The 21,090-nt window shown below is 51.9% G+C and carries 12 protein-coding genes; 1 reads left to right on the top strand and 11 read right to left on the bottom strand.

All coding sequences use genetic code 11. The features are described 5' to 3' along the window. The first annotated feature begins 280 nt into the window (after positions 1-280). Positions 281-1,657 carry a PhoH family protein gene (locus AB0763_RS02680; protein WP_306101012.1) on the top strand — a complete coding sequence of 459 codons (1,377 nt, stop codon included), beginning with the start codon at positions 281-283 and terminating at the stop codon, positions 1,655-1,657. Between the two features lie 215 nt (positions 1,658-1,872). Here AB0763_RS02680 and tldD read toward each other — a convergent pair whose 3' ends face one another. From tldD to AB0763_RS02625, 11 genes are all read right to left on the bottom strand, one after another. After that, positions 1,873-3,318 (bottom strand): metalloprotease TldD, encoded by a 1,446-nt coding sequence (gene tldD / locus AB0763_RS02675; protein WP_306101011.1) that lies wholly within the window; start codon positions 3,316-3,318, stop codon positions 1,873-1,875. A gap of 109 nt (positions 3,319-3,427) precedes the next feature. Continuing rightward, complete coding sequence (locus AB0763_RS02670; protein ID WP_306101010.1) at positions 3,428-4,267, bottom strand: carbon-nitrogen hydrolase family protein; 840 nt, start codon at positions 4,265-4,267, stop codon at positions 3,428-3,430. Positions 4,268-4,466: 199 nt separating this feature from the next. Continuing rightward, on the bottom strand, positions 4,467-8,762 hold the full coding sequence (locus AB0763_RS02665) for a YhdP family protein (protein WP_306101009.1): 4,296 nt from the start codon (positions 8,760-8,762) through the stop codon (positions 4,467-4,469). A 6-nt stretch (positions 8,763-8,768) separates the two neighbouring features. Beyond that, entirely contained in the window at positions 8,769-10,238 is a 1,470-nt protein-coding gene (gene rng, locus AB0763_RS02660) for a ribonuclease G (protein ID WP_306101008.1), read from the bottom strand. A gap of 85 nt (positions 10,239-10,323) precedes the next feature. After that, a complete protein-coding gene (locus AB0763_RS02655; RefSeq protein ID WP_306101007.1) occupies positions 10,324-10,965 on the bottom strand; it encodes a nucleoside triphosphate pyrophosphatase in 642 nt (213 codons plus the stop codon). A gap of 98 nt (positions 10,966-11,063) precedes the next feature. Then, positions 11,064-11,537, bottom strand: a complete 474-nt coding sequence (gene mreD, locus AB0763_RS02650) for a rod shape-determining protein MreD (protein WP_306101006.1) — start codon at positions 11,535-11,537, stop codon at positions 11,064-11,066. A gap of 3 nt (positions 11,538-11,540) precedes the next feature. Beyond that, entirely contained in the window at positions 11,541-12,518 is a 978-nt protein-coding gene (gene mreC, locus AB0763_RS02645; RefSeq protein ID WP_306101005.1) for a rod shape-determining protein MreC, read from the bottom strand. A 168-nt stretch (positions 12,519-12,686) separates the two neighbouring features. Further along, positions 12,687-13,730, bottom strand: a complete 1,044-nt coding sequence (locus tag AB0763_RS02640; RefSeq protein WP_306101004.1) for a rod shape-determining protein — start codon at positions 13,728-13,730, stop codon at positions 12,687-12,689. A 239-nt stretch (positions 13,731-13,969) separates the two neighbouring features. Beyond that, positions 13,970-15,991: an RNase E specificity factor CsrD gene (gene csrD, locus AB0763_RS02635; protein WP_306101003.1), complete on the bottom strand. Its 2,022-nt coding sequence runs from the start codon at positions 15,989-15,991 to the stop codon at positions 13,970-13,972. Between the two features lie 705 nt (positions 15,992-16,696). Next, positions 16,697-19,804 (bottom strand): efflux RND transporter permease subunit, encoded by a 3,108-nt coding sequence (locus AB0763_RS02630; protein ID WP_306101002.1) that lies wholly within the window; start codon positions 19,802-19,804, stop codon positions 16,697-16,699. Beyond that, entirely contained in the window at positions 19,801-21,057 is a 1,257-nt protein-coding gene (locus AB0763_RS02625) for an efflux RND transporter periplasmic adaptor subunit (protein ID WP_306101001.1), read from the bottom strand. Before AB0763_RS02625 ends, AB0763_RS02630 begins: the two co-directional genes overlap by 4 nt. Between the last annotated feature and the right edge of the window lie 33 nt (positions 21,058-21,090).

Here is a 21,090-nt window from a genome sequence, read left to right as displayed (position 1 = left end):
GAGCAAGGTCACGCCTCTGAGTCAGGTTGTGAATTATTTTTTTGAAGCTTGGCCTTTGTCATAAAACAGTAAGAGACTCGTGGCATTGGTATAACAACAGCGATAGCCTATACTTTGACTAGGAGGTCTATGAACTGTCCCCAATTATTGGGTCTTTGCTACCACAGCCAGACGGCTGAATAAAGGAAGTGCAACGTGCACCGGTAGCGACAATGACTCGGTGAACGTTGCCATTGAAATGGATGCTCAATCTAGGATTGTGCTATATAAGGAGACGCTCATGGGCGATACTGACCGGAAACTGTTTGTTCTCGATACAAATATCCTGTTACACGAACCTTTAGCCATCTACTCATTTCAAGAGCACGACGTCATCATCCCGATGACTGTGTTAGAAGAGCTAGATAGAATCAAAGACAGCAAGCGCGACGTCGCACGCGACGCACGAGTGGCCATTCGCGCACTTGAAGATCTCTTTCGCGATGCCACCCCCGATGAAATCGCCGGCGGCATTCCCGTTAACCGCAACAAGCCGACCCAAGGCACCATCGCCATCTTGGCCGATTTTGAACTGCAAGAAACCGTCAAAGCTTTTGCCGACAAAGCGGGTGACAACCGCATCCTCAACGGCGTTTTACACTTACAGACCAAGCGCGCGCCGCGCGATGTGGTACTGGTCACCAAAGACATTAATATGCGTTTGCGTGCCAAAGGCGCAGGCGTGCGTTACGTCGAAGATTATCGCACCGACCAGCTGATCGACGACATCCAATACCTCACCAAAGGTTTTCAAAAACGCGAAGGGGCTTTTTGGGATCACGTCGATGACGTCAACAGTTATGCGTTGGCCGGTAAGACCTTCCACACCCTCGATCGCAAAACCTTTGAACCGACTTACATCAACCAATACATCATCGATGAAGACAGTGACTTTGCCGGTCGCGTAGAGCAAATCATCGACGACAAGATCACCATTCGCGATCTCAGCCGCGAACGCATGATGCATCGTCAAGCGTGGGGCATCACCCCGAAAAACGTCTACCAAGCCATGGCTCTCGATGCCCTGCTCGACCCAGAGATAGACCTCACGATTTTAACCGGAGCAGCTGGTAGTGGTAAAACGCTCCTCGCCCTCGCCGCTGCGCTAGAGCAAACCATAGAGCAAAAGCGCTTTGACAAAATTATCGTCACTCGCAATACCCCCGACATCGGTGAATCAATTGGCTTTTTGCCCGGTACCGAGGAAGAAAAAATGCTGCCTTGGCTCGCCGCCGTCACCGATACGTTAGAAGCCCTACACAAAAACGATCACTGCACCGAAGGCTCGATGAAATACATCTGTGACAAAGCCAATATCCAATTTAAATCGATCAACTTTATGCGCGGCCGCTCGATTCAAAACGCCATCGTCTTGCTTGACGAGTGCCAAAACTTAACCGCTTCACAAATCAAAACCATCCTCACCCGTTGTGGTGAAGGGACCAAGATCATCTGTTCGGGCAACTTAGCCCAGATAGATTCGCACTACTTAACCCCGGTAACCTCAGGCTTAACTTACATGGTTGAGCGATTTAAAAACTTTGAAGGCAGCGCCAATATCCACCTCAATGGCGTGGTGAGAAGTCGCCTGGCAGAATTTGCCGAAGAAAACCTCTAATACCAATATCGATAACCCCAGATATTGATAACCCCACCCCGCTGACCGCGCCTCCCCGGTTCTTCAGGTCAGCGGGTTTCTGTCATACCAATCTGGTCAATGAGAGCGCAGACAGACCGAACGCCTTAAAAAGGCAAAAAAAAGAGAAGCCATTTGGGCTCCCCTCTTTTCTTATACGTATTGAACTTTTGTTATACGTGTTGAATCACGGTCGATTATTCGGTGCCGCCGACGGTCAACGCGTCGAGTTTTAAGGTCGGCTGACCCACTCCCACTGGCACGCTTTGCCCGGCTTTACCGCACACACCGACACCGCGGTCGATATCGAGATCGTTGCCGACCATCGAGATTTGCTGCATGGCTTCAATCCCCGAGCCAATTAAGGTCGCGCCTTTAACTGGGCGGGTGATCTTACCATTTTCAATCAGATACGCTTCTGACGCTGAGAACACAAATTTGCCCGAGGTAATGTCCACTTGGCCACCGCCGAAATTGGGGGCGTACAAGCCTTTTTCCACCGTCGAGATGATCGCTTCTGGCGTGTGCTCACCGGGCAACATGTAGGTGTTGGTCATGCGCGGCATGGGTAAATGCGCATAAGACTCACGGCGACCATTGCCGGTCGGCGCGACGCCCATTAAGCGAGCGTTGAGCTTATCTTGCATATAACCTTTTAAAATACCGTTCTCAATCAGGGTGTTGTATTGTCCATTTACCCCTTCATCATCGACGTTGAGCGAGCCGCGACGGCCGGTCATGGTGCCATCATCGACAATGGTACACACCGAAGAGGTCACCTTATCGCCAATTTTACCGGAGAAAACCGAAGAATCTTTGCGGTTAAAATCGCCTTCTAAGCCGTGGCCCACCGCTTCGTGTAACAATACGCCAGGCCAACCCGCTCCCAATACCACCGGCATGGTTCCTGCCGGGGCGGCTTGCGCTTCTAAGTTGACCAGCGCCATGCGGATCGCCTCATCGGCAAAGTAATACGCCAAGGCCGCGCCGTCGTTGTCTTGTAAAAAAGCGTGATAGCCATAACGGCCGCCACCGCCAGCACTGCCACGCTCGCGGCGATCGCCTTTTTGCGCCAATACCGAAATCGACAAACGCACCAAAGGGCGCACATCAGCAGCGTAAGTGCCATCGGTTGCCGCCACCAGCATTTGCTCGTGTACGCCACTTAAGCTGATCGACACCTCTTTGATCAGAGGCTCTTTGGTGCGAATGTACGCATCAAGAGATTTCAACAGATCGCTCTTTTGCGCTTTGTCCCAGCTTGATAGCGGGTTATCAGCGGCGTAAAACACTTGGTTATCACGACGAGCAAAAGCCTGAACCTTGGCGCTTTGACCTTGGTTAGCAATGCCTCTTGCCGCTATCGCACTTTGCTTTAAGCCTTGGTGATGCAGTTGATCGGAATAGGCGAAACCGGTTTTTTCACCGGTGACGGCACGAACACCGACCCCGGTATCAATATTAAAGGAGCCATCTTTGATAATGCTGTCTTCAAGCACCAAAGACTCATGCCAGCTCGACTGAAAATAAATGTCGGCGTAGTCAATATCACGCGTCGCAATACTTGCGAGGGTATCCGCCACATCTTGCTCAGAAAGACCATTGGCGGTCAGTAATGCCTCTTCGACTTGTTGAATACTCATAGTTTGCTCTTTTGGTTACCAGCCCCAATCTCAAATTGCGGAGCTGCTGTCAGTACGCCGACCGAATGAAAGAAAGCACGCCAACAGGCAGCGCGCCTATCAAGAGTCTCTACTGCTCTTTCGCGAGCGGCGACTTGACCAGTTGATGTTCAAAGCGACCATGCTGACTCAACGGCATGGACTTGCGAATCGATTGGCCGACCGACAAATCGACATCGGCCAACAATAAACCCGGTGATTGTGCCAATTGTGCCGTGACACTACCCCAAGGGTCAACCACCATTGAATGCCCCCACGTATCTCGACCACTGGAATGATGGCCGGTTTGCGCCGCCGCGATCACCCAAGATTGCGTTTCAATCGCTCTGGCGCGCACTAAGATCTCCCAATGCGCCCGGCCGGTAACCGCGGTAAACGCAGCCGGCAGTAATATCACCTCGGCGCTGCGTTGGCGCAGGGTTTGAAATAACGCCGGAAAACGGACGTCATAGCAAATCGACATGCCGGTATGGGCAATGGCGCTATCAAAACTGACCACCTCTTGCCCTGCGACAAAGGTATCCGACTCGCGATAGTGTTGATGACCATCGGCGACATCGACATCAAACATGTGCAGTTTGTCGTAATGAGCCAAATACTCGCCGTCAGGTCCCCAAGCGATCGAGGTCGAGGTTACGCCTTGTTCGGTTCGGATCGGCATACTGCCCAGTACTAAGGTCAGCTGACACTCTTTGGCAATGATAGACAGGGCTTGTTGAAGAGGGCCATCGCCGAGCGGTTCGGCAATGCGATGGTAATCGTGTTTGTTGCCAAATAATAACGCATTTTCCGGTGTCAAGGCCAACTGCGCCCCGGACTGACAAGCTTGGCGACACTGCTGGCGGACAAACTCAAGGTTGGCTTCGACGTCGCGACTCGACGTCATTTGAATCACGGCTATACGGCTCATCGGCATTATCCTTATCGTTAGAGTCAAACCTGAACGTTAGAAAAATAAGCAAAAAAACCCACTGGCAAAAAAGTGTTTCTCATTGTTTTATACTCATCCTAACAGCAAGTGGGCCACTGGCAGATAGATTAAGGCCACAAAAGTGAAACAAAAGCGCTCATTTGTGAACAGGGAGCGCTTTGTGATGCACGGTTCGCCTCTACTCGTCGCTCGATAATGCCTTGGGCAAGGTATACTCCCCTTTACTGCGCGAGATTTCCTTCACTTTAGGATCGCTCATCGGCCCGCTGATCTCATAGTTCACCTTGGTAAAGACTTCCACCACCGGCGAGAGCACCGTCGAGACCGCAAACACATACAAGGCGGTCGGTGGCGACACCGCAAACGCCGTCAACACCGGAATGCCCGAGGTAATGTCTGGAACAAACGCCACTTGCGCATCCACGGTGCGCTTATCCAAATCCGCTAAGCCCTTGAGCGTCATGTCGCCCGCCAAGGCATCCATCTTAATGTCATTGGTCAAAAAGACGCCCTTGCTGATTTCACCGCTGCCGGTGATCGAATCAAAGGCCATGCCGTTGTCAAACACATCAGAGAAATCGAGCTGCATCTTGCGAATAATCGAATCTAAGCTAAACAGGCCCAATAACCGCGCCGCGCCGCTCACATCCGACACCACGCCTTTGCCAAGTTTGAGCTTGACCTTACCATTTAAGCTCGCCACCGGGATCGCCCAAGGAGACCCTTGCCAAACAAGCTCGGAGTTCACCTCAAACGGCGCTTTTTGTATGCCCGAACTGATGCCAAAACGCTGCATTAACTCACTGTTGTTTTTGCCTTTAAAGCGCATCGTCATCTGGGTGTGGCTCTGCTCACCGCTCAACTGCCAATCCCCTTGTAGCGAGAGCACATTACTGCCACTTTGCACTTTAAACTCCGGCCAACTCAAACCGTCCTCGCGCCGTTCAACCTGAGCGCTGAGCTTGCCGACTTTGTAGCCTTGTAACCAAAAGTCATCAATGTTGAGGCTCAAATTGGGCATCATCTGGTAAACCGTGCGCTCCAGAGCCGATACTTGAGCCGACGAGTCGTGTTGATTGAGGATAGGCTCGTGGCGATCTTGCTCAAGAGTTTGCTCAAACCCGGGAATGTACAAATGAAAACGCGACAAATCGATGGCCAATTGGTCGGGGGCCAGATAACTGACCTCACCCTCGGCCTCTTTGCTGTCGAGTTTGGCCTGCCAACGACCTTGTTTTTGCTCAGCGCTTAGCGCAACCTGGTGCCAATTAATATCACCTAATTTAAGCGTATTGACCTTGGCGACAAGTTCGTTGGGCTCGCCAAACTGAAAGCCCTCCTGACGCGCTTGCGATTTGACTTGCGCTATCGAAGTTGCCGCTTGGCGCAAGGTGTTGAGCTCAACATCTTGATTGGCCGGCGCAGACGATGGGACTTGCTCGCTCGGGGTTGACTCGCCTAACGAGGCAAAAAAGTCGACCCAACCATCGCCATCGAGCTGATCGGTTTCGATAACAATCTGCTTTTTACCGGGCGTTAAACTCACTTGGGATGACGCGCGTTCATCGGTCGAGCGTGGCCCTAAGTGCAAACGGCTGCGGGTAATGGCGGCGTAATCCTTCTCAAAGGCAATGTAACCATCGTAATCGAGCCACTGGCCATTGAGCTTAGGTAAGCGCGCCGACAGTGTGAGCCCATCTTGATCCCCCGTTGCCGTGACCTTGGCATAACCGGCCTTACCTGAGTCAAACGTCAGTGGCGCTGGGTAATCACTTTTGAGCCCCAACACCGGCGCTCCGGCCTTCGCGTTGAAGTCAAACCCCTCTGAGGTTAAGTTGAGCGTCAACCCCAACTGCCACGGCAAGAAACCCGACAAAGGCGCCAACCAATCGGCATTGAGACGGCGCTTGAGCTTGGGAATATCCCAATCGGCGACGGTATTGATCGTCAAATGATAGCCAGAGGCTTGCTCTTTTGCTTGCAGATCAAACGACAAAGGCTGACCGAGCCACTGAGCCGACATGCCGGATGCAAACAGTTTGTCGTTGTCAAAATTCAGCTCGCCAGAGACGTTAGAAAAGGCCATCTCTGGCGCGGTTAAACGCACCGGGTTGTCCTTAAAGCGCACCGCCCCCCAAGCGCGTGGGTCGCGGTGTTGGGAAAAGGGAATCGACAGCTGAAAATCCGCCCCCACTTGACCTTGCACCTGTACGGTAGACAACGCGGCGCCAACCGAGCTTTGCAGTGGCGTTTGATTCATGTAGTCGCGAATGGCGGTGGCTTTGCCAAACGCACTCGCCTGAACCTTGATCTCACTGTCGGCCGAAAACGACGGAATTTCCCCAATCACCCGCGACGCGGTGACGTCGCCGAGTTTGGCGTGGTGAGAGTCAAAGTACATCGCTTGGTTGTGAAACAGCAAATCGAGTTGCATGTCATCCATGCTCGGCCAATCCGGACTGAACTGATAACGCGCTTGCGTCAGCGGCACCCAAGCCTGAAAGACCCCTTGATGTTGCTGATAAGGGAATTGATCCAGCTCGCCGTACCAGAGCACTTTCGCCCGTTCACTTTGCCCCGCTTGAATTGCGTCAGATAAGTAATCACTCAGTTCACTGCCAAGAGCCGGTTCGGGCAAATAGCGCCAGGTTTGGCCAGCATCATTGATTTTCGTTTGCGCATACAAAGACAAAAACGGCGCTTGGTTATTCAATACATCGACGCGAAACTGACCATTGAGCTGCAAGTCTGGGGTGGTGACATCAATATCGTCAGACCACAAACGCCAACCGTTCTTCAATTGCTGCCACACCAATTGCACTTGCGCTTCATTGATCACCAGCGGAGCTTTAAACACCGAACCATAGGGCAAGGTGTCATCGCGCAGGCGACTGTTGAGCACCCACTGCTCGCGGTTGCCGCGAATATCGCCACTGAGTTTGTGTACTTCTGGCAACAGTGACCACTGCTGCATCGACACATCGGCAAACTGAGCGGAATAGCGCACCCCCTGATCGCGGGTATCGTAAGCGACGCGAACGTCTTCGATTGCCCCTTGTAATTGCCATTGTGAAAACGCCTCTCGCGCGGTGTCGCCGTCGCTAAACAGCGGGACTAAAGGGGTTAAGGTTTCCAGCGACAATTGCGACAGATTGGCGGTGACTTGGCCAGGACGCCACTGTACATCAAGGTGAAAATCGGGCCATTCAACGTCATCGGTAAACAGTTTCACCTGAGAGGTGCTAAGCTGCCACCCTTGCCCCTGAGGCACTAACCTCGCTTCACCAGAGCGCAACCGCAGTTGGTGGCGCTGTGACTCCCCTTTCACCTGCCAAGCCAAGCGCGAAGGCAACCAACGCAAATACCCATCGGTTGGCTCACCGCGCGCCACACTCAGCCACGCCTGCAGACCAATACTGGCGTGCTCAATACCGGTGTCGAGCAGGTTTTGTTCACTCAGCCAAGGTTTGAGATCTAAGCCGGGTGCATTGAGGTAAAAGTCACCACTGATGTCTTGTATCGAGCCAAAGTCGCGAAACTGCCCCTGCAATTGCAAACGCCGTGGCCCACGTGGACGTTGATCGTCCTCCCCAGTGGGCTCTAAACGAGCATACCGGCGTGCGCTGGCCGAGCCAAGGGCCTGCTGTTGAGTGGCTTTATCGAGGTCTTGAGTCGCGTTATCGAGATGTTGTGAGTGTTCACTGTCTTTGGAAGCGCCCTCATCATGGCCGTTTGATGTTCGACTGCCGTGGTCATCTTCTGCCGCCGTTAACCTTGGTGAGCCTTTCTGGTGTGGGCGTGAGCGCGCTTCATCGCTTGAGGCATGGCGATAAGGTCGCCACGGCCGAGGCAGTAACACTTGCCCATCGAGACGGTGCTGATCGCCATCATTGAACCAGTTTAGCTGCTCAAGCTCCAAGCGTTGAGGATCGCCAGAGCGGGCCACATACACCACGTTGGCATCGCGAATGCTAACCTGTTCCAGTTGCCTGAGTAACCAGTGCTCCAAAGCAGAAAAAGACGTGTTGTGTTCGGGCGATGAAGGGGTTGACGAAGCTTGCCCGCGATGGTGCTGCTGCCAGTGGACGTCACTGAGATCGGCCGCCAAGTGCTCAATTTCCAAGTGAGTCAGTACTAACTTTCTTTGCAACAAAGAATCGAGTAAATCAAACTGCACATACAATTGCCCAATGGCAATATCGCGCGCCTGACTGTTTGGCAAGGCGTCAATCGGCACGCGCTCAATGCGCACACCGTCCAAACGCAGTGAAGGCTCGAGATTGCGCCACGTCCCAGACACTTGTTCAAACTGCATGTCGATGCCAGTTTGTGTCTTGACCCAGGCTAAGATCTCGGGCTTTACCTGATTGAGTTGCGGCAAACTCACGCGCAACACGGTGGCGGCCATGGCCATCACCAACAACATCACGGCCAAGGCCCACAAGCCCATTCTCGCCAAGGTCTTCAAGCTCAAGCGCTCCTACATCATCACTACGTCAAATTGCTCTTGCACATACAAAGGCTCAGCCTGAACTTTCACCTGCTTGCCGATGAACACTTCCAGTTCGGCCAACGCGTGAGATTCATCGCCTTTGAGGGCGTCAACCACCGCGGCCGAGGCATACACCAAAAAGCAATCGGCGTCATAAGCGCGATTGACTCGGTTGATCTCGCGTAAAATTTCGTAACACACGCTTTCAACCGTTTTGACACTGCCACGTCCTTCACACGTTGGACAAGTAGAACACAGCACATGTTCAATACTTTCTCGTGTGCGCTTGCGCGTCATCTCGACCAAGCCGAGTTGCGTAAAGCCGTTGATATTGGTTTTCACCCGGTCTTTGCTGAGTGCATTTTCCAATGAGGCCAACACTCGCTGACGATGATCAGAAGACATCATATCAATAAAGTCGATGATAATGATGCCGCCAAGGTTGCGCAGTCGCAACTGACGAGCAATGGCTTGCGTCGCTTCAATGTTGGTATTAAAGATGGTTTCTTCGAGATTGCGGCGGCCAACAAACGCCCCGGTGTTGATGTCGACCGTGGTCATGGCCTCAGTTTGATCGATGATCAAATAACCGCCAGATTTGAGTTCGACTTTTCGTTCGAGGGAGCGTTGAATTTCGTTCTCGGTGTCGTACATATCAAAAATGGGCTTATCGCCTTTGTACAACTCGAGCTTGTCGGTGAGCTCGGGGACATACTCACGAGTAAATTCACATAAGTTGTCGTACTCGAGGCGCGAATCAACCAAAATTTTGGTCAGCTCAGTACCGACAAAATCACGCAAAATACGCTGTGCCAAACCGAGTTCGCCGTACAAGGTGGAACGGGTTTTATACTTGGCACGGCGCTCAACGACCTTGTGCCACAAGCGCTTTAAAAACGCGGCATCTTGAGACAGCTCTTTGTCTTTCGCGCCTTCTGCCGCGGTGCGAATGATAAAGCCGCCGTGTTCATCGCAATATTCACCGACCACTTTTTTTAATCGCAGCCGCTCTTTGTCACTCTCGATGCGCTGTGACACACCAACGTGACTGGCGCCTGGCATAAAGACCAAATAACGCGATGGCAAGGTGATGTCGGTGGTGAGACGCGCCCCTTTGGTGCCCAAGGGATCTTTGACCACTTGCACCACCAAATCTTGGCCAGGGTGAACCAAGTGAGCGATGTCGCGCACCTGAAATTGCTTCTTTTCACTTTCCGCGACACATTCAGTGTGTGGGACAATATCAGAAGCGTGGAGAAATGCCGCTTTGTCGAGACCTATATCGATAAACGCCGCTTGCATGCCCGGTAAGACACGACTGACACGGCCTTTGTAAATATTGCCGACAATGCCGCGTTTGGCTTCGCGTTCGACATGCACTTCTTGCAGTATGCCATTTTCGACCATGGCGACCCGAGTCTCACTCGGGGTGACATTGATTAACAACTCCGCACTCATGTGCCTTCCTTAAAGCGTTTAGCCCATCATCGACATTGGCAAACCCCGTTTGATTCTGTCCAGGCTTCGTCACTCGTGATGGGGCTTATTTTGATAAAAATCGGTGCAAGAGCTGGTCCGTTTCGTAAAGGGGTAACCCCACCACAGCGTGATAACTGCCTTCAAGGTGGGTGACAAACCGGCCACCTAAACCTTGAATGGCGTAACTTCCCGCCTTGTCACAGGGCTCGCCGCTTTGCCAATATTGTTCTATTTCTTGACGAGACAAAGACTTAAACCAGACCTTGGTGGTGACCAACACATTGTGGTGCTGCTGGCCTTGAACCACACTCACTGCGGTGAGCACTTGGTGTACGGTACCAGACAATTGCTTGAGAATCTGATAACTGTGTTCTAAATCGCGTGGTTTTTCAAATACCTGATCGCCAAGGGCAATCAAGGTATCCGAGCCCAACACCACGGCATCAACTCCGTTATGGGCGTGGTTATCGCTCTCGCTTTGCTGCGCGTACAAGGCGTGGTATTGCTGTTGCCCCGCCTGCGCTTTTTGCTGTGCGAGTCTCAATACATACGCTTGTGGTGACTCACCTTGGCATCGGCGCTCTTCAATGTCTGGTGCGCACACCTCAAATTGATACCCCAACTGGCTCAGCATCTGCTGACGCCTTGGCGAACTTGACGCCAAAACCAGCGTCGGTGCTTCTGTGCTCTGGCGCGGTGTTGCCATACTTTACGTTTTCCTCAATTGACCATAGACTCCAGGTGCTCTACCTAAGCGTTACCTGCCCCGGTGACAAGGCCACCAGAGCAATACAACCCGCCCGCCTAGCGCACGTGCCAAATGCGTCTAATTCGGCGCATCAACAAGAACAACCAAGGCCAAAGTATCGCATTGATCAGCGCGCTCCACAAAGACAACGGATTAAACACCACATCTTGGATCAGATACTCACCGGCAAACACCAACAACTTGAGCATGGCGGTAAAGAAGGCGATGAGCAGCGCCTGTTGCCACAAAGCCATGTTGCGAATAACCAAAAAGTTCAACGCAACCAGATAGATAACAATGGACATCATCATACCACGTATCCCTAGCGTCGAACCAATCAGTAGATCCCATATTAAGCCTAAAATCAGTGCACTGCCGACATTGACGCGATGAGGCACCGCCAACACCCAATAGGTCAACACCAAGAACAGCCAGGATGGGCGCAGTAAATCCAATGTCCCAGGCCAAGGAATGGTTTGTAAAACCAAAGCAACAAAAAAACTCAACCCAATCACGATACGACTTTTCATTGTTTATTCCTTGTTGTCATCGCTAGTTACCGTTTGGTTCGCGGATTGGGAGCTAGGCTCAACCCCATCAGTCGAGGCTTGCGGTTCGGAATCGATACTCACATCGCCTTGCCCTAACGCAGCATCATCTTGAACTTGACTGCGCAGGACGTGTTGTCGATCGTCGTTAGGCCAAACCAACAACAGATAACGCAAACGATCAAATTGCACGACGGGCTCGGCTTTGATTTCGGCGAATTCGCGATGGGTATTGTGATTCACTAAGGTGACCGTTGCCACCGGATAGCCCTCGGGAAAGACCCCCGCCAAGCCAGAACTAACCAGCTGATCGCCGACCTGGACATCGGTACTGGTAGGAATATTGGGCACATCCATTTCGTCAATGCTGCCATTGCCCGATGCCACAACGCGAATGTCATTGCGAATGATCTGCACCGGGATCGCTCCTTTGGCATCGGTGAGCAACAACACACGGCTGTTGTGGGCCGCGACAAACGTCACTTGCCCGACAATGCCCTTTTCGTTGATCACGGGCTGGCCTTCGTAGACGCCATCAATACGGCCTTTGTCAATCACAACCTGATGGCGGTATGGCGACGTATCCACCGCCATTACCTCGGTTACGACTTTTTTCTCATCGCGGACAAATGACGAGCCGAGCAACTTTCTCAATCTTTGGTTTTCTTCGCGGTATTGAGCCAGCAAACTGACGTCACTTTGCTGATGCAATAATTCGCGTTTTAACTGTTGGTTTTCTGCGATCAGAGATTCACGGGCATTGAGGTGCTGATACAAACCGTCGAACATGCTTCTTGGCATATCGGCAGCGTATTGGATCGGAGCGACGACGCTATTGAGTAAATAGCGGAAATGGGAAAATGTATCGAGCCGACTGTCGGCAAACATCAGCCCTGCTGAGACTACCGTAGCCAAAAACAGTCGCAATGGTAAAGAAGGGCCTCGACCAAAAATTGGCTTCATTGTAATAAAAAACCTTGGATATTCTGGGCTAGTAACGCCCTTGGTCACCCCATCGCAAGAACGAGATAAGCTCTCATTACTAAGAGCTTATCCCAAACTTCTGCTTGCGCTGGCCACGGCCAACAACAGACAACGAAGGTGTGCCAAGCCAGTGCCTAGCCTACGCCATTATTCTTCGGTAAAGAGATCGCCACCGTGCATGTCGATCATTTCTAATGCTTTACCCCCGCCACGAGCCACACAAGTGAGTGGGTCTTCGGCAATTACAACCGGAATACCAGTTTCTTCTGTCAATAGGCGATCCAAAGATTTCAGCAACGCACCACCGCCGGTAAGTACCATGCCGTTTTCAGAGATATCAGACGCCAACTCTGGTGGGCATTGCTCTAAAGCAACCATCACGGCAGAGACAATCCCCGACAACGGCTCTTGCAGCGCTTCAAGGATTTCGTTGGAGTTAAGGCTAAAGCTACGTGGCACCCCTTCTGCTAGGTTGCGACCGCGTACTTCGATCTCTTGGACTTCATCGCCTGGGTAAGCCGAGCCGATTTCGTGTTTGATTTTTTCTGCCGTCGCTTCCCCGATCAAGCTGCCGTAGTTACGACGCACATAATTGATGATCGCTTCGTCAAAACGGTCGCCACCAATGCGCACAGAAGACGAGTAAACCACACCGTTTAGTGAGATCACCGCCACTTCCGTGGTTCCGCCGCCGATATCGACCACCATCGAACCGGTTGGCTCAGAAACGCGCAAGCCCGCACCGATCGCCGCCGCCATCGGCTCGTCGATCAAGTACACTTCACGCGCGCCGGCACCGAGTGCCGATTCGCGGATCGCACGGCGTTCTACCTGCGTTGAACCACAAGGCACACACACCAACACTCGTGGGCTCGGTTTTAAGATGCTGTTGTCGTGCACTTGCTTGATAAAGTGTTGCAACATTTTTTCTGTGACATAAAAGTCGGCAATAACGCCGTCTTTCATCGGGCGAATCGCCGAAATATTCCCCGGCGTACGGCCTAACATTTGTTTCGCTGCATGACCGACGGCAGCAACGCTTTTCGCAGAACCAGCGCGGTCTTGGCGAATAGCAACAACAGAAGGCTCGTCAAGAACAATGCCTTGTCCTTTTACGTAAATGAGAGTGTTAGCGGTCCCCAAATCGATCGACAGATCGTTAGAAAACATACCACGAAGTTTCTTAAACATACTCTTCGCTTTTCCTACAAGAATAGAAGATAAAAATTGTTCTAAATGTACCAATGCCTTGCAACTACGGCAAGGCATTGGGGGCGAAACATGGACGCAAAGCCGCAAATTATTGCAAACTTTTAACCAAGCCAACGCGAAAGGTCACTTTTTTGCCTGACCAAGCCAATAAACGTCGCGCGAAGCCGCTTTTATGCATAGCCCAGGCAAGCACGACAAGCAGCAGCCATTGCCAGGGGTTATGCTTTTTTCCAGCGATTGCGGCGACCGAGTTTCACTTGGGTTTTCGGCTTACTGGTTTTGTGCGTCAAACGCGGCAGTTGCTCTGGCCACAAGGGGGATTCTTGATCAAAGTAACGCCCCTGACCACCATCCACCCCCAACTCTTGCAACGTCTGCCACTCTTGACGACGCTCGACGCCCACGGCAATCACCTGCGTTTGGCTGTTGGTCACCGAGCCAATCATACTGCGGACAAACAATTGGTTTTCAGGACGTTCATCAATGTTTTTGACCAAGTTGCGATGCAGTTTAATAAACTGAACATCGAGCTCTTTGATGTAGTGACTGCTGACAATCGTGCGCCCCGCTTGGCCAATTAACAGCTCGCAGCCCAATCCGCGAATCAAACGCGCCACCGGTCGCATCGTATCGAGGTAGCGAACAAAATTGGCTTCAATAAACTCAAAGCTCAAACGCTGGCGCAGACGACTTGGCACTTGCAGCATCAAATCGCGGAACCAGCGTTGGTAAGCGGGATCGCGAAACGGCAACACGTGTAAGTTAAGCGAGTAATCGACCTCGGCGAGCTTGTCTTGCTTAAGCAGGTTTAACATTTGATTGAGCACCGCCTTGTCCATCACCGTCTCATAACCAATTTGCTTAAGGGCGGTCAAATAGCGCGAGGCCTTGACGATGCCATGGTCGGGATCGTAAATGCGACAGGTCACTTCCTGGTGAATCAATTCGCGGCCGCCCCCGCTTTGGCACAAATAAGCGCTTTGCTTAAACAGGTAAATCTTATCGGTTTGCATCGCCTGATCCAGCAGTGTACGCCAGCGCACAGAGCCTCGGGTCGGCGTGTCTTCCGCCCACTTTTGATAACGACTCCACCCGTTATGCCCTTGCAACTCAGCACTTTTTAGCGCCATGTCGACCTCATCCATGATCAAATTTTGTCGCTCGCCCTCGCGATAATGGGTCACGCCAATATGAACCCAATTATCGCTTTCCAAGGCGTCGAGCGGAGTCACTTGATCCAACTTTTTGATCATTTGCTGGCACACTGCGCTGACTTCTTTATCGGTGAGGTGCGGGATCATAATGGCAAAATCGGCGGTGAAGTAACGCGAAAACACCGCCTCCGGATAACGCTGAACTTGCTTTGACAACAAACGGCCTAGGTCTATCAAAAACTGATCTGCCTCTTGTTCGCTGTGTTGCTCTTGAACGGTTTTCCACTCTTGCACTCGCACCTGAATCACCGAACCAAAGCTGTTGCTCTCTTGCAACGCCGATTCGAGTTTACTGTCGAATAAGATGCGATTGGCGCTGCCGGTTAAGCGGTCTAAAAAGGTTTGCGTGCGAATAAAGGTATCAAAACGGCTGCGCTCTTGACGGGCATCTTGCAGCTCTTCGATCAAACGGGTTAAGGCATCAGACGCGGTAAAGGGCCACTCGCGCTCATCGCCTTTGGCGTTTTCTTCGACTCGGCCAGCGAGGATCATACGCCCGCGCTCTTCGAGTAATTCAGAGCCAAGCAATTGTTCTCGTAGCCATTTCACCCCTTTGAGCAAGCAAAAAATCACCAGCACCACCGCAAAAGTGATCGACCACATCGCGCCAAACGAATAGCTATATCCCACGTAAGGCGGAATGGCGTGTAATGAAATGGTGTAATTGCTGTTGTGGGGCAAAGCAAACTCGTGGTGATAGAGGCGCTGAGACTCAATGTATTGCGGTAAGGTGCTTTTAAACTGATACACCACCGCCGCCGGCGATGAGATTTCCATCTCTACCACGTTACTGGCCTGCAATAGCTTTGGCAGCCACTGTTTCATGGCATCGGCGTCTTGCGCGTCTTGCATTTCTTGGTCAACCACATTGACGATGCGCTGCAGATAATGGGTCATGTACTCTTGTCCCAAACGCTGAAACGACAAGGTCCCGCCGAGGAAGAGAATAAACATGGCACTGACAACAATAACAGTAACGAAAGCCACTAAGCGTTGGCTGAGTTTTAATGTCGGGGTAAAACGCATAAAGAGTGAATTCCTTTTCAACCAATGTGCGACTGGCAATGATAATCACGGTCAATTTCCATGACCAAAGAACAAAATAACGCCCAAACCAGTGGGAGCCGTTAGTTTACCCCGCGCGGGAGGTAAAATACAGTTAAAGAAAGTATAGGACAGTCAAACACAGTGTGGGACAGGAAAAGACAGGAAAACAAGTAGCAAGATCGCTGCGCTCCAAGTAGCAAGATCACTTCGTTTCAAGTTGCAAGAAAACCTAAAAACGAGTTACGGGAGAAGAGTTACAGGACACCCATGTATTTCACAGCAAACAAATTGGTGGGTGTCCTGAACTTTCACTCTCCCTGTCATTCACTGTGTTAAGCGCAGCGAACTGTAATTCACTGTGTCACACTGTCTTTCACTGCAAGCAAAAAACAGGACACCCAAAAAAACAGGACACCCATGTATTTCACAGCAAACAAATTGGTGGGTGTCCTGAACTTTCGCTCTCACTGTCATTCACTGTGTTAAGCGCAGCGAACTGTGTTTTACTGTGTCACACTGTCATTCACTATTTTTCACTGTCTTTTCCTTGCCACTTGAGCGAAGCGTCCTTGCAGTGAAACGATCTTGAAGCGCAGCGATCTTCTTTTTCAGCGCAGCGACCTATCTTTTCCCTGTGTTAAGCGCAGCGGACTGTAATTCACTGTGTCACACTGTCTTTCATTGTCATTCCCTGTCTCTCCTCGTCAACTCAAAATCATCGAGAACCTGATACGCGGCCGGCACCATAAAAATCACCAGCAAGGTCGAACTAAAGACCCCAAACACAATGGCAATCACGAGCGGCTTCAACACTTGGGCCTGTAAACTCGGCTCAAACAACAAAGGCAACAAACCGGCGGCGGTGGTCACCGAGGTTAAGAACACCGCTCGAAAACGCTCTCGGCTGGCTAAAATCAGCGACTGATGTAACGGCTCGCCCTCCTGCAAATGATGACGAATGTACTGCACCAACAAAATAGAATCATTGACCACAATACCCGCCAACGAAATAAAGCCCATCACACTGGGCATACTCAATGGGTAACCCAACAGCCCATGCCCAACGATAACGCCGATCAGCGCTAACGGGATCGCCAACATCACCACCAAAGGCTCGATGTAACTGCGAAATTGATAACTTAAAATAACAAACACGCCAAACAAACCGAGCAAAAAGCCTTTCGCCATCGACTGCCCAGTTTGCGCTGCGTCTTTGGCTTCGCCATCACTGGCAAATCGCAAACCTGGGAACTCGGCCTGTAATCGCGGCTGTAAGTCTTGGCTCAAACGGCGATTGACTTCCGTCGAGCTCAATGACGTGCCATACGTCTCGGCATAAACACTGATGGCTCGGCGTCCATCAATTCGCTCTATCGCCACATAATCGCGCTGGGGTTGAATCTCGACTAAAGCAGATAAAGGCGCAAACTGACCATCGGCCAATTGTATCGGTAGGTTTTCTAATTCGCTGAGTTGATCGAGCTTATCGTCAGCGATCCGCACCTCGATATCAATGCTCTCGCCTCGCCATTGCCGCTCATTTGCGGTGATACCAAGCAAAGCCGAGCGAATTTGCTCGGCCACCTCAGCCCGGTTTAGCCCCAAGCGCAAGGCATTGGCTTTGAGGGTTAACACATACTCAGGCTTGCCAAGGCGCATACTATCAACAACGCCATTGAGGCCCAAGGAGCGCAAATAGTGTTGGCTTTGCAACGACGCTTGTTTGAGCACATTAAGATCGTCGTGCATCATACGAAAATCGACCGCACGTCCCCCCGGCCCCATCGCTGGCTGTTTGTAGACAACGGCAATCGGGCCGGCCAACTCGCCCACCGCGTCTCGCCAATGAGCAATAAATTCGCTGATCGTGGTATGGCGCGCTTCGGCGGTCAGTAAATCCAGCCGTACCGTTGCCAAATGCGGCCCGCTTTCGTTGGCATCGGCATTGTGGTTATATTGCTCAGTGAGGTGGCGCAGCAACACACGCCCCCCTTCCTTAGTGCGACTTAACTCCGTCGCGGCTTGTTTGGCCCCCGCGGCAATCTTCGCCACTAGCGATTCGGTTTGAGACAAAGGCGTCCCTGGTGGTAAGGTCACACGCGCTTCAATCACATCGCCATCCATGGTCGGGAACGGCTGAAAACGAACAATGCCACCGATCACCGCGGCCAACGCAAACAGAAGACTTGCCAAGACGCACGCCAAGAAAAGGTAGCGATAGCGCAGCACCGCATCCACCGCGCGAACCAATGCCCCTTGGCGAAAGCGTTCAAACTGACTCAACAACCTTGTTTTTATCGGCCAAGGCCCCCGCAACATTGACCGCTTGTTTTGTTCACCGCGCAAAGAAGTGGCTAAGTGATGAGGTAGAATCCAAAATGCCTCGATCAAACTCAGCGCTAAGACTAAAATCAACACCTGGGGTACGGCTTTGAGCACCGCGCCCATCTGACCATCGAGAAACAACAAGCCGCCAAAAATACACAAGGTGGTCAAAAAAGAAGACATCACCCCAGGTAAGACTTTTGTTACCCCATTGACGACCGCTTGCTCGAGCGGCTGACCGCGGTCAATATGCGAGGCGACGGACTCGGCAATCACTATCGAATCGTCCATCATGATCCCTATCGCCATTAACAGACCGACTAAGGACATCACGTTGATCGACAGCCCCAATTGAGCCATTAAAAACAAGCCACCCAAAAAAGCCGCTGGCAAACCAAGCGCGACCCACAGAGAATAGCGGAACGAGAAGAACAACCACATACACAAAAACACCAGCACAATGCCCTGCGCGCCGTTTTTGATCATCATCGACAAGCGGTCCCACAGTACCGAGGACAGATCATTGCTCAATGTGAGCGTTACACCGGTTGGGGTAAACTGGCGTTGTTGTTCGACAAACTCAGCCACTTTGGCTTTGATGTCTAACGCATCATCGCTTTTTCGTTTGTAGATCTTCAGTACCGCGGCGGGTTTATCGTCAAAAAGAATTTTGTTTTCAGCCAGCTCAAATTGATCGTCAATACGAGCGATTTCACCCAGCCTCACTTGTCGGCCTTGCTCATCCGCCGCCACCACCAAGGCGTTCAAATCTTCCACAGACGTTACCGCATCGCCAAAGCGGATCAAAAACTCCCCTTGCGCCGTCGATAAGGTCCCCGCCGGCGAAGACTGAATTTGCCCGCCGAGTTGATCGGCAATTTGCGCGACGCTCATGCCTAACTGGCGCAGTGCCAATGGATCAACATCCACTCGCCACAAGTGATCAGAAAACCCGGTTACCGTCACCAACGCCACCCCCATTTGTTGTTTGAGTTCGCGTTTAAGTTGCTCGGCATACAACTTCAGTTCGGGCAAACTCAGCGGGGCACTGATGGCGATATCAATCACCGGCTCTTTCCAATCCAACTCTTGTACAACCACAGACTCCAACGCCTGAGGAAAATCGTCAATCGCATCAATTTGGGTTTGAATATCGAGCAGCATTCGCGACAGTGGTGCTTGACTATTGAGCTTGATCTTCGCCTCGGCCACCCCCTCTAACGACTCACAGCGCACCTCATCGATATTGGACAAGCCATCCATCGCCTCTTCGATTCGAAGGCACAATTCCTGTTCCACCTCCTTGGCCGACGCACCGGGGTAAACGGCGTTGATGGAAACATAAGGCGGGGCAAATTCGGGAAACGTCTCGCGTTTAAGTCCGCTCAACGAGGATACCCCTAATACCAACATCGCCAACATCAACAAATTGGCTGCGGTAGGATGACGAGTAAAAAAAGCAATCACAATGCCTCTCCTTCAGGGCGAACACGCATTCCCTCAACCACGGGTAAAAGGTCTTGAGCAATAAGGCGATCGCCGCGGCGTAACTCAGAGTCAATGGCCACCCAGCCTTGCTGAGAAAACAAAGGCGTCACCGCAACAAACTCCACCTGATTATCGGCGCTCAAGCGATAAACCTTATCACCGTGTAAAGCGCTGGCGGGGATCACCATCTGCCGGCTCGGTTGGCCGTTGATCTGTGCGGTGACCATCTGTCCTTTGGTCGGCATGGGCGATATTCCCTCGCGGTTCACGCCTTGTGAGAGGGGAAGCTCCAGCGTAACCGTGACCATCGACGTCGTGGTATCTACACCTTGACCGACACTGCGAACCCCAGCGTCGATCTGTGTGGTGTGGGCCCCTTGCTGCCAACTGATTTGGGCCGTCGCGTTTTGAAAACCGCCTTGTGCCATCAGTACCGACCACGCTTGTTGTGAGATCATCACCGGCAATGTCATTGCGCCCATCTGATAACCCGAGGCCAGAACTTGGCCAGCATTGACCCACTGACCAAGCGTCACACTGACCTCCTCAACATAAACGGGCTGCGCGAGTTGCCAGCGCGTTTTTTCTCGCTCGCGCTGCGCCAGTTGCCATTGGGCTTGCGCATTGGCCAATTGTGCTTCGGTTTTGGCCACCTCACTGGGCCACAAAGCCAACTCTTGTTGTAAGGCGGACAAGGCCCCTTGCTGAGTCAAGACCGCTCGGCGCTGAGTATCGAGATCAACATCAACCCCCAACCCTTTACTTTGCAGGCGCAACTGGCGTTGAACCTCTTTTTCCAGCAAAGAAAGGTGTTGCTGCTCTAGGCGTATCGAGTCGTGTAGATTTTTTTTCTGTTGTTGCTTACGCATTAATTCTGCTTGGTACTCACTGACTTGAGCCTTGGCTTGTTCAAAGCGCAATTGATAGTCAAGATCATCCATCTGCAACACGGTTTCCCCTTGTGGCAATTGGAACCCCGTCTGTAGATTCGGGTGTTTAAACACCACCTCACCAGCAACCTGTGCCACCATTTGCCAATCTTGCTGAGCGGCGACAACGCCATACCCCATCGCTTGGGGGGCCACCTCTCGCTCCGTGACGGTAACCACGTTCACAACTGGCGTGTAAGCCACACTGTCAATGTCCGTGGGCTGAAGCCGACTTTGCACCGCCAACCAAACCGCCACCACAGACAGTGCGATAACCACTGCGCTTATCCACCTCGATGCCATTATCTTGTTACTCCTTTGATGTATTCATCCGCC

This window comes from Vibrio sp. HB236076 (assembly GCF_040957575.1).
Taxonomy (GTDB): Bacteria; Pseudomonadota; Gammaproteobacteria; order Enterobacterales; family Vibrionaceae; genus Vibrio.
This window is presented reverse-complemented; position numbering and strand designations above follow the sequence as displayed.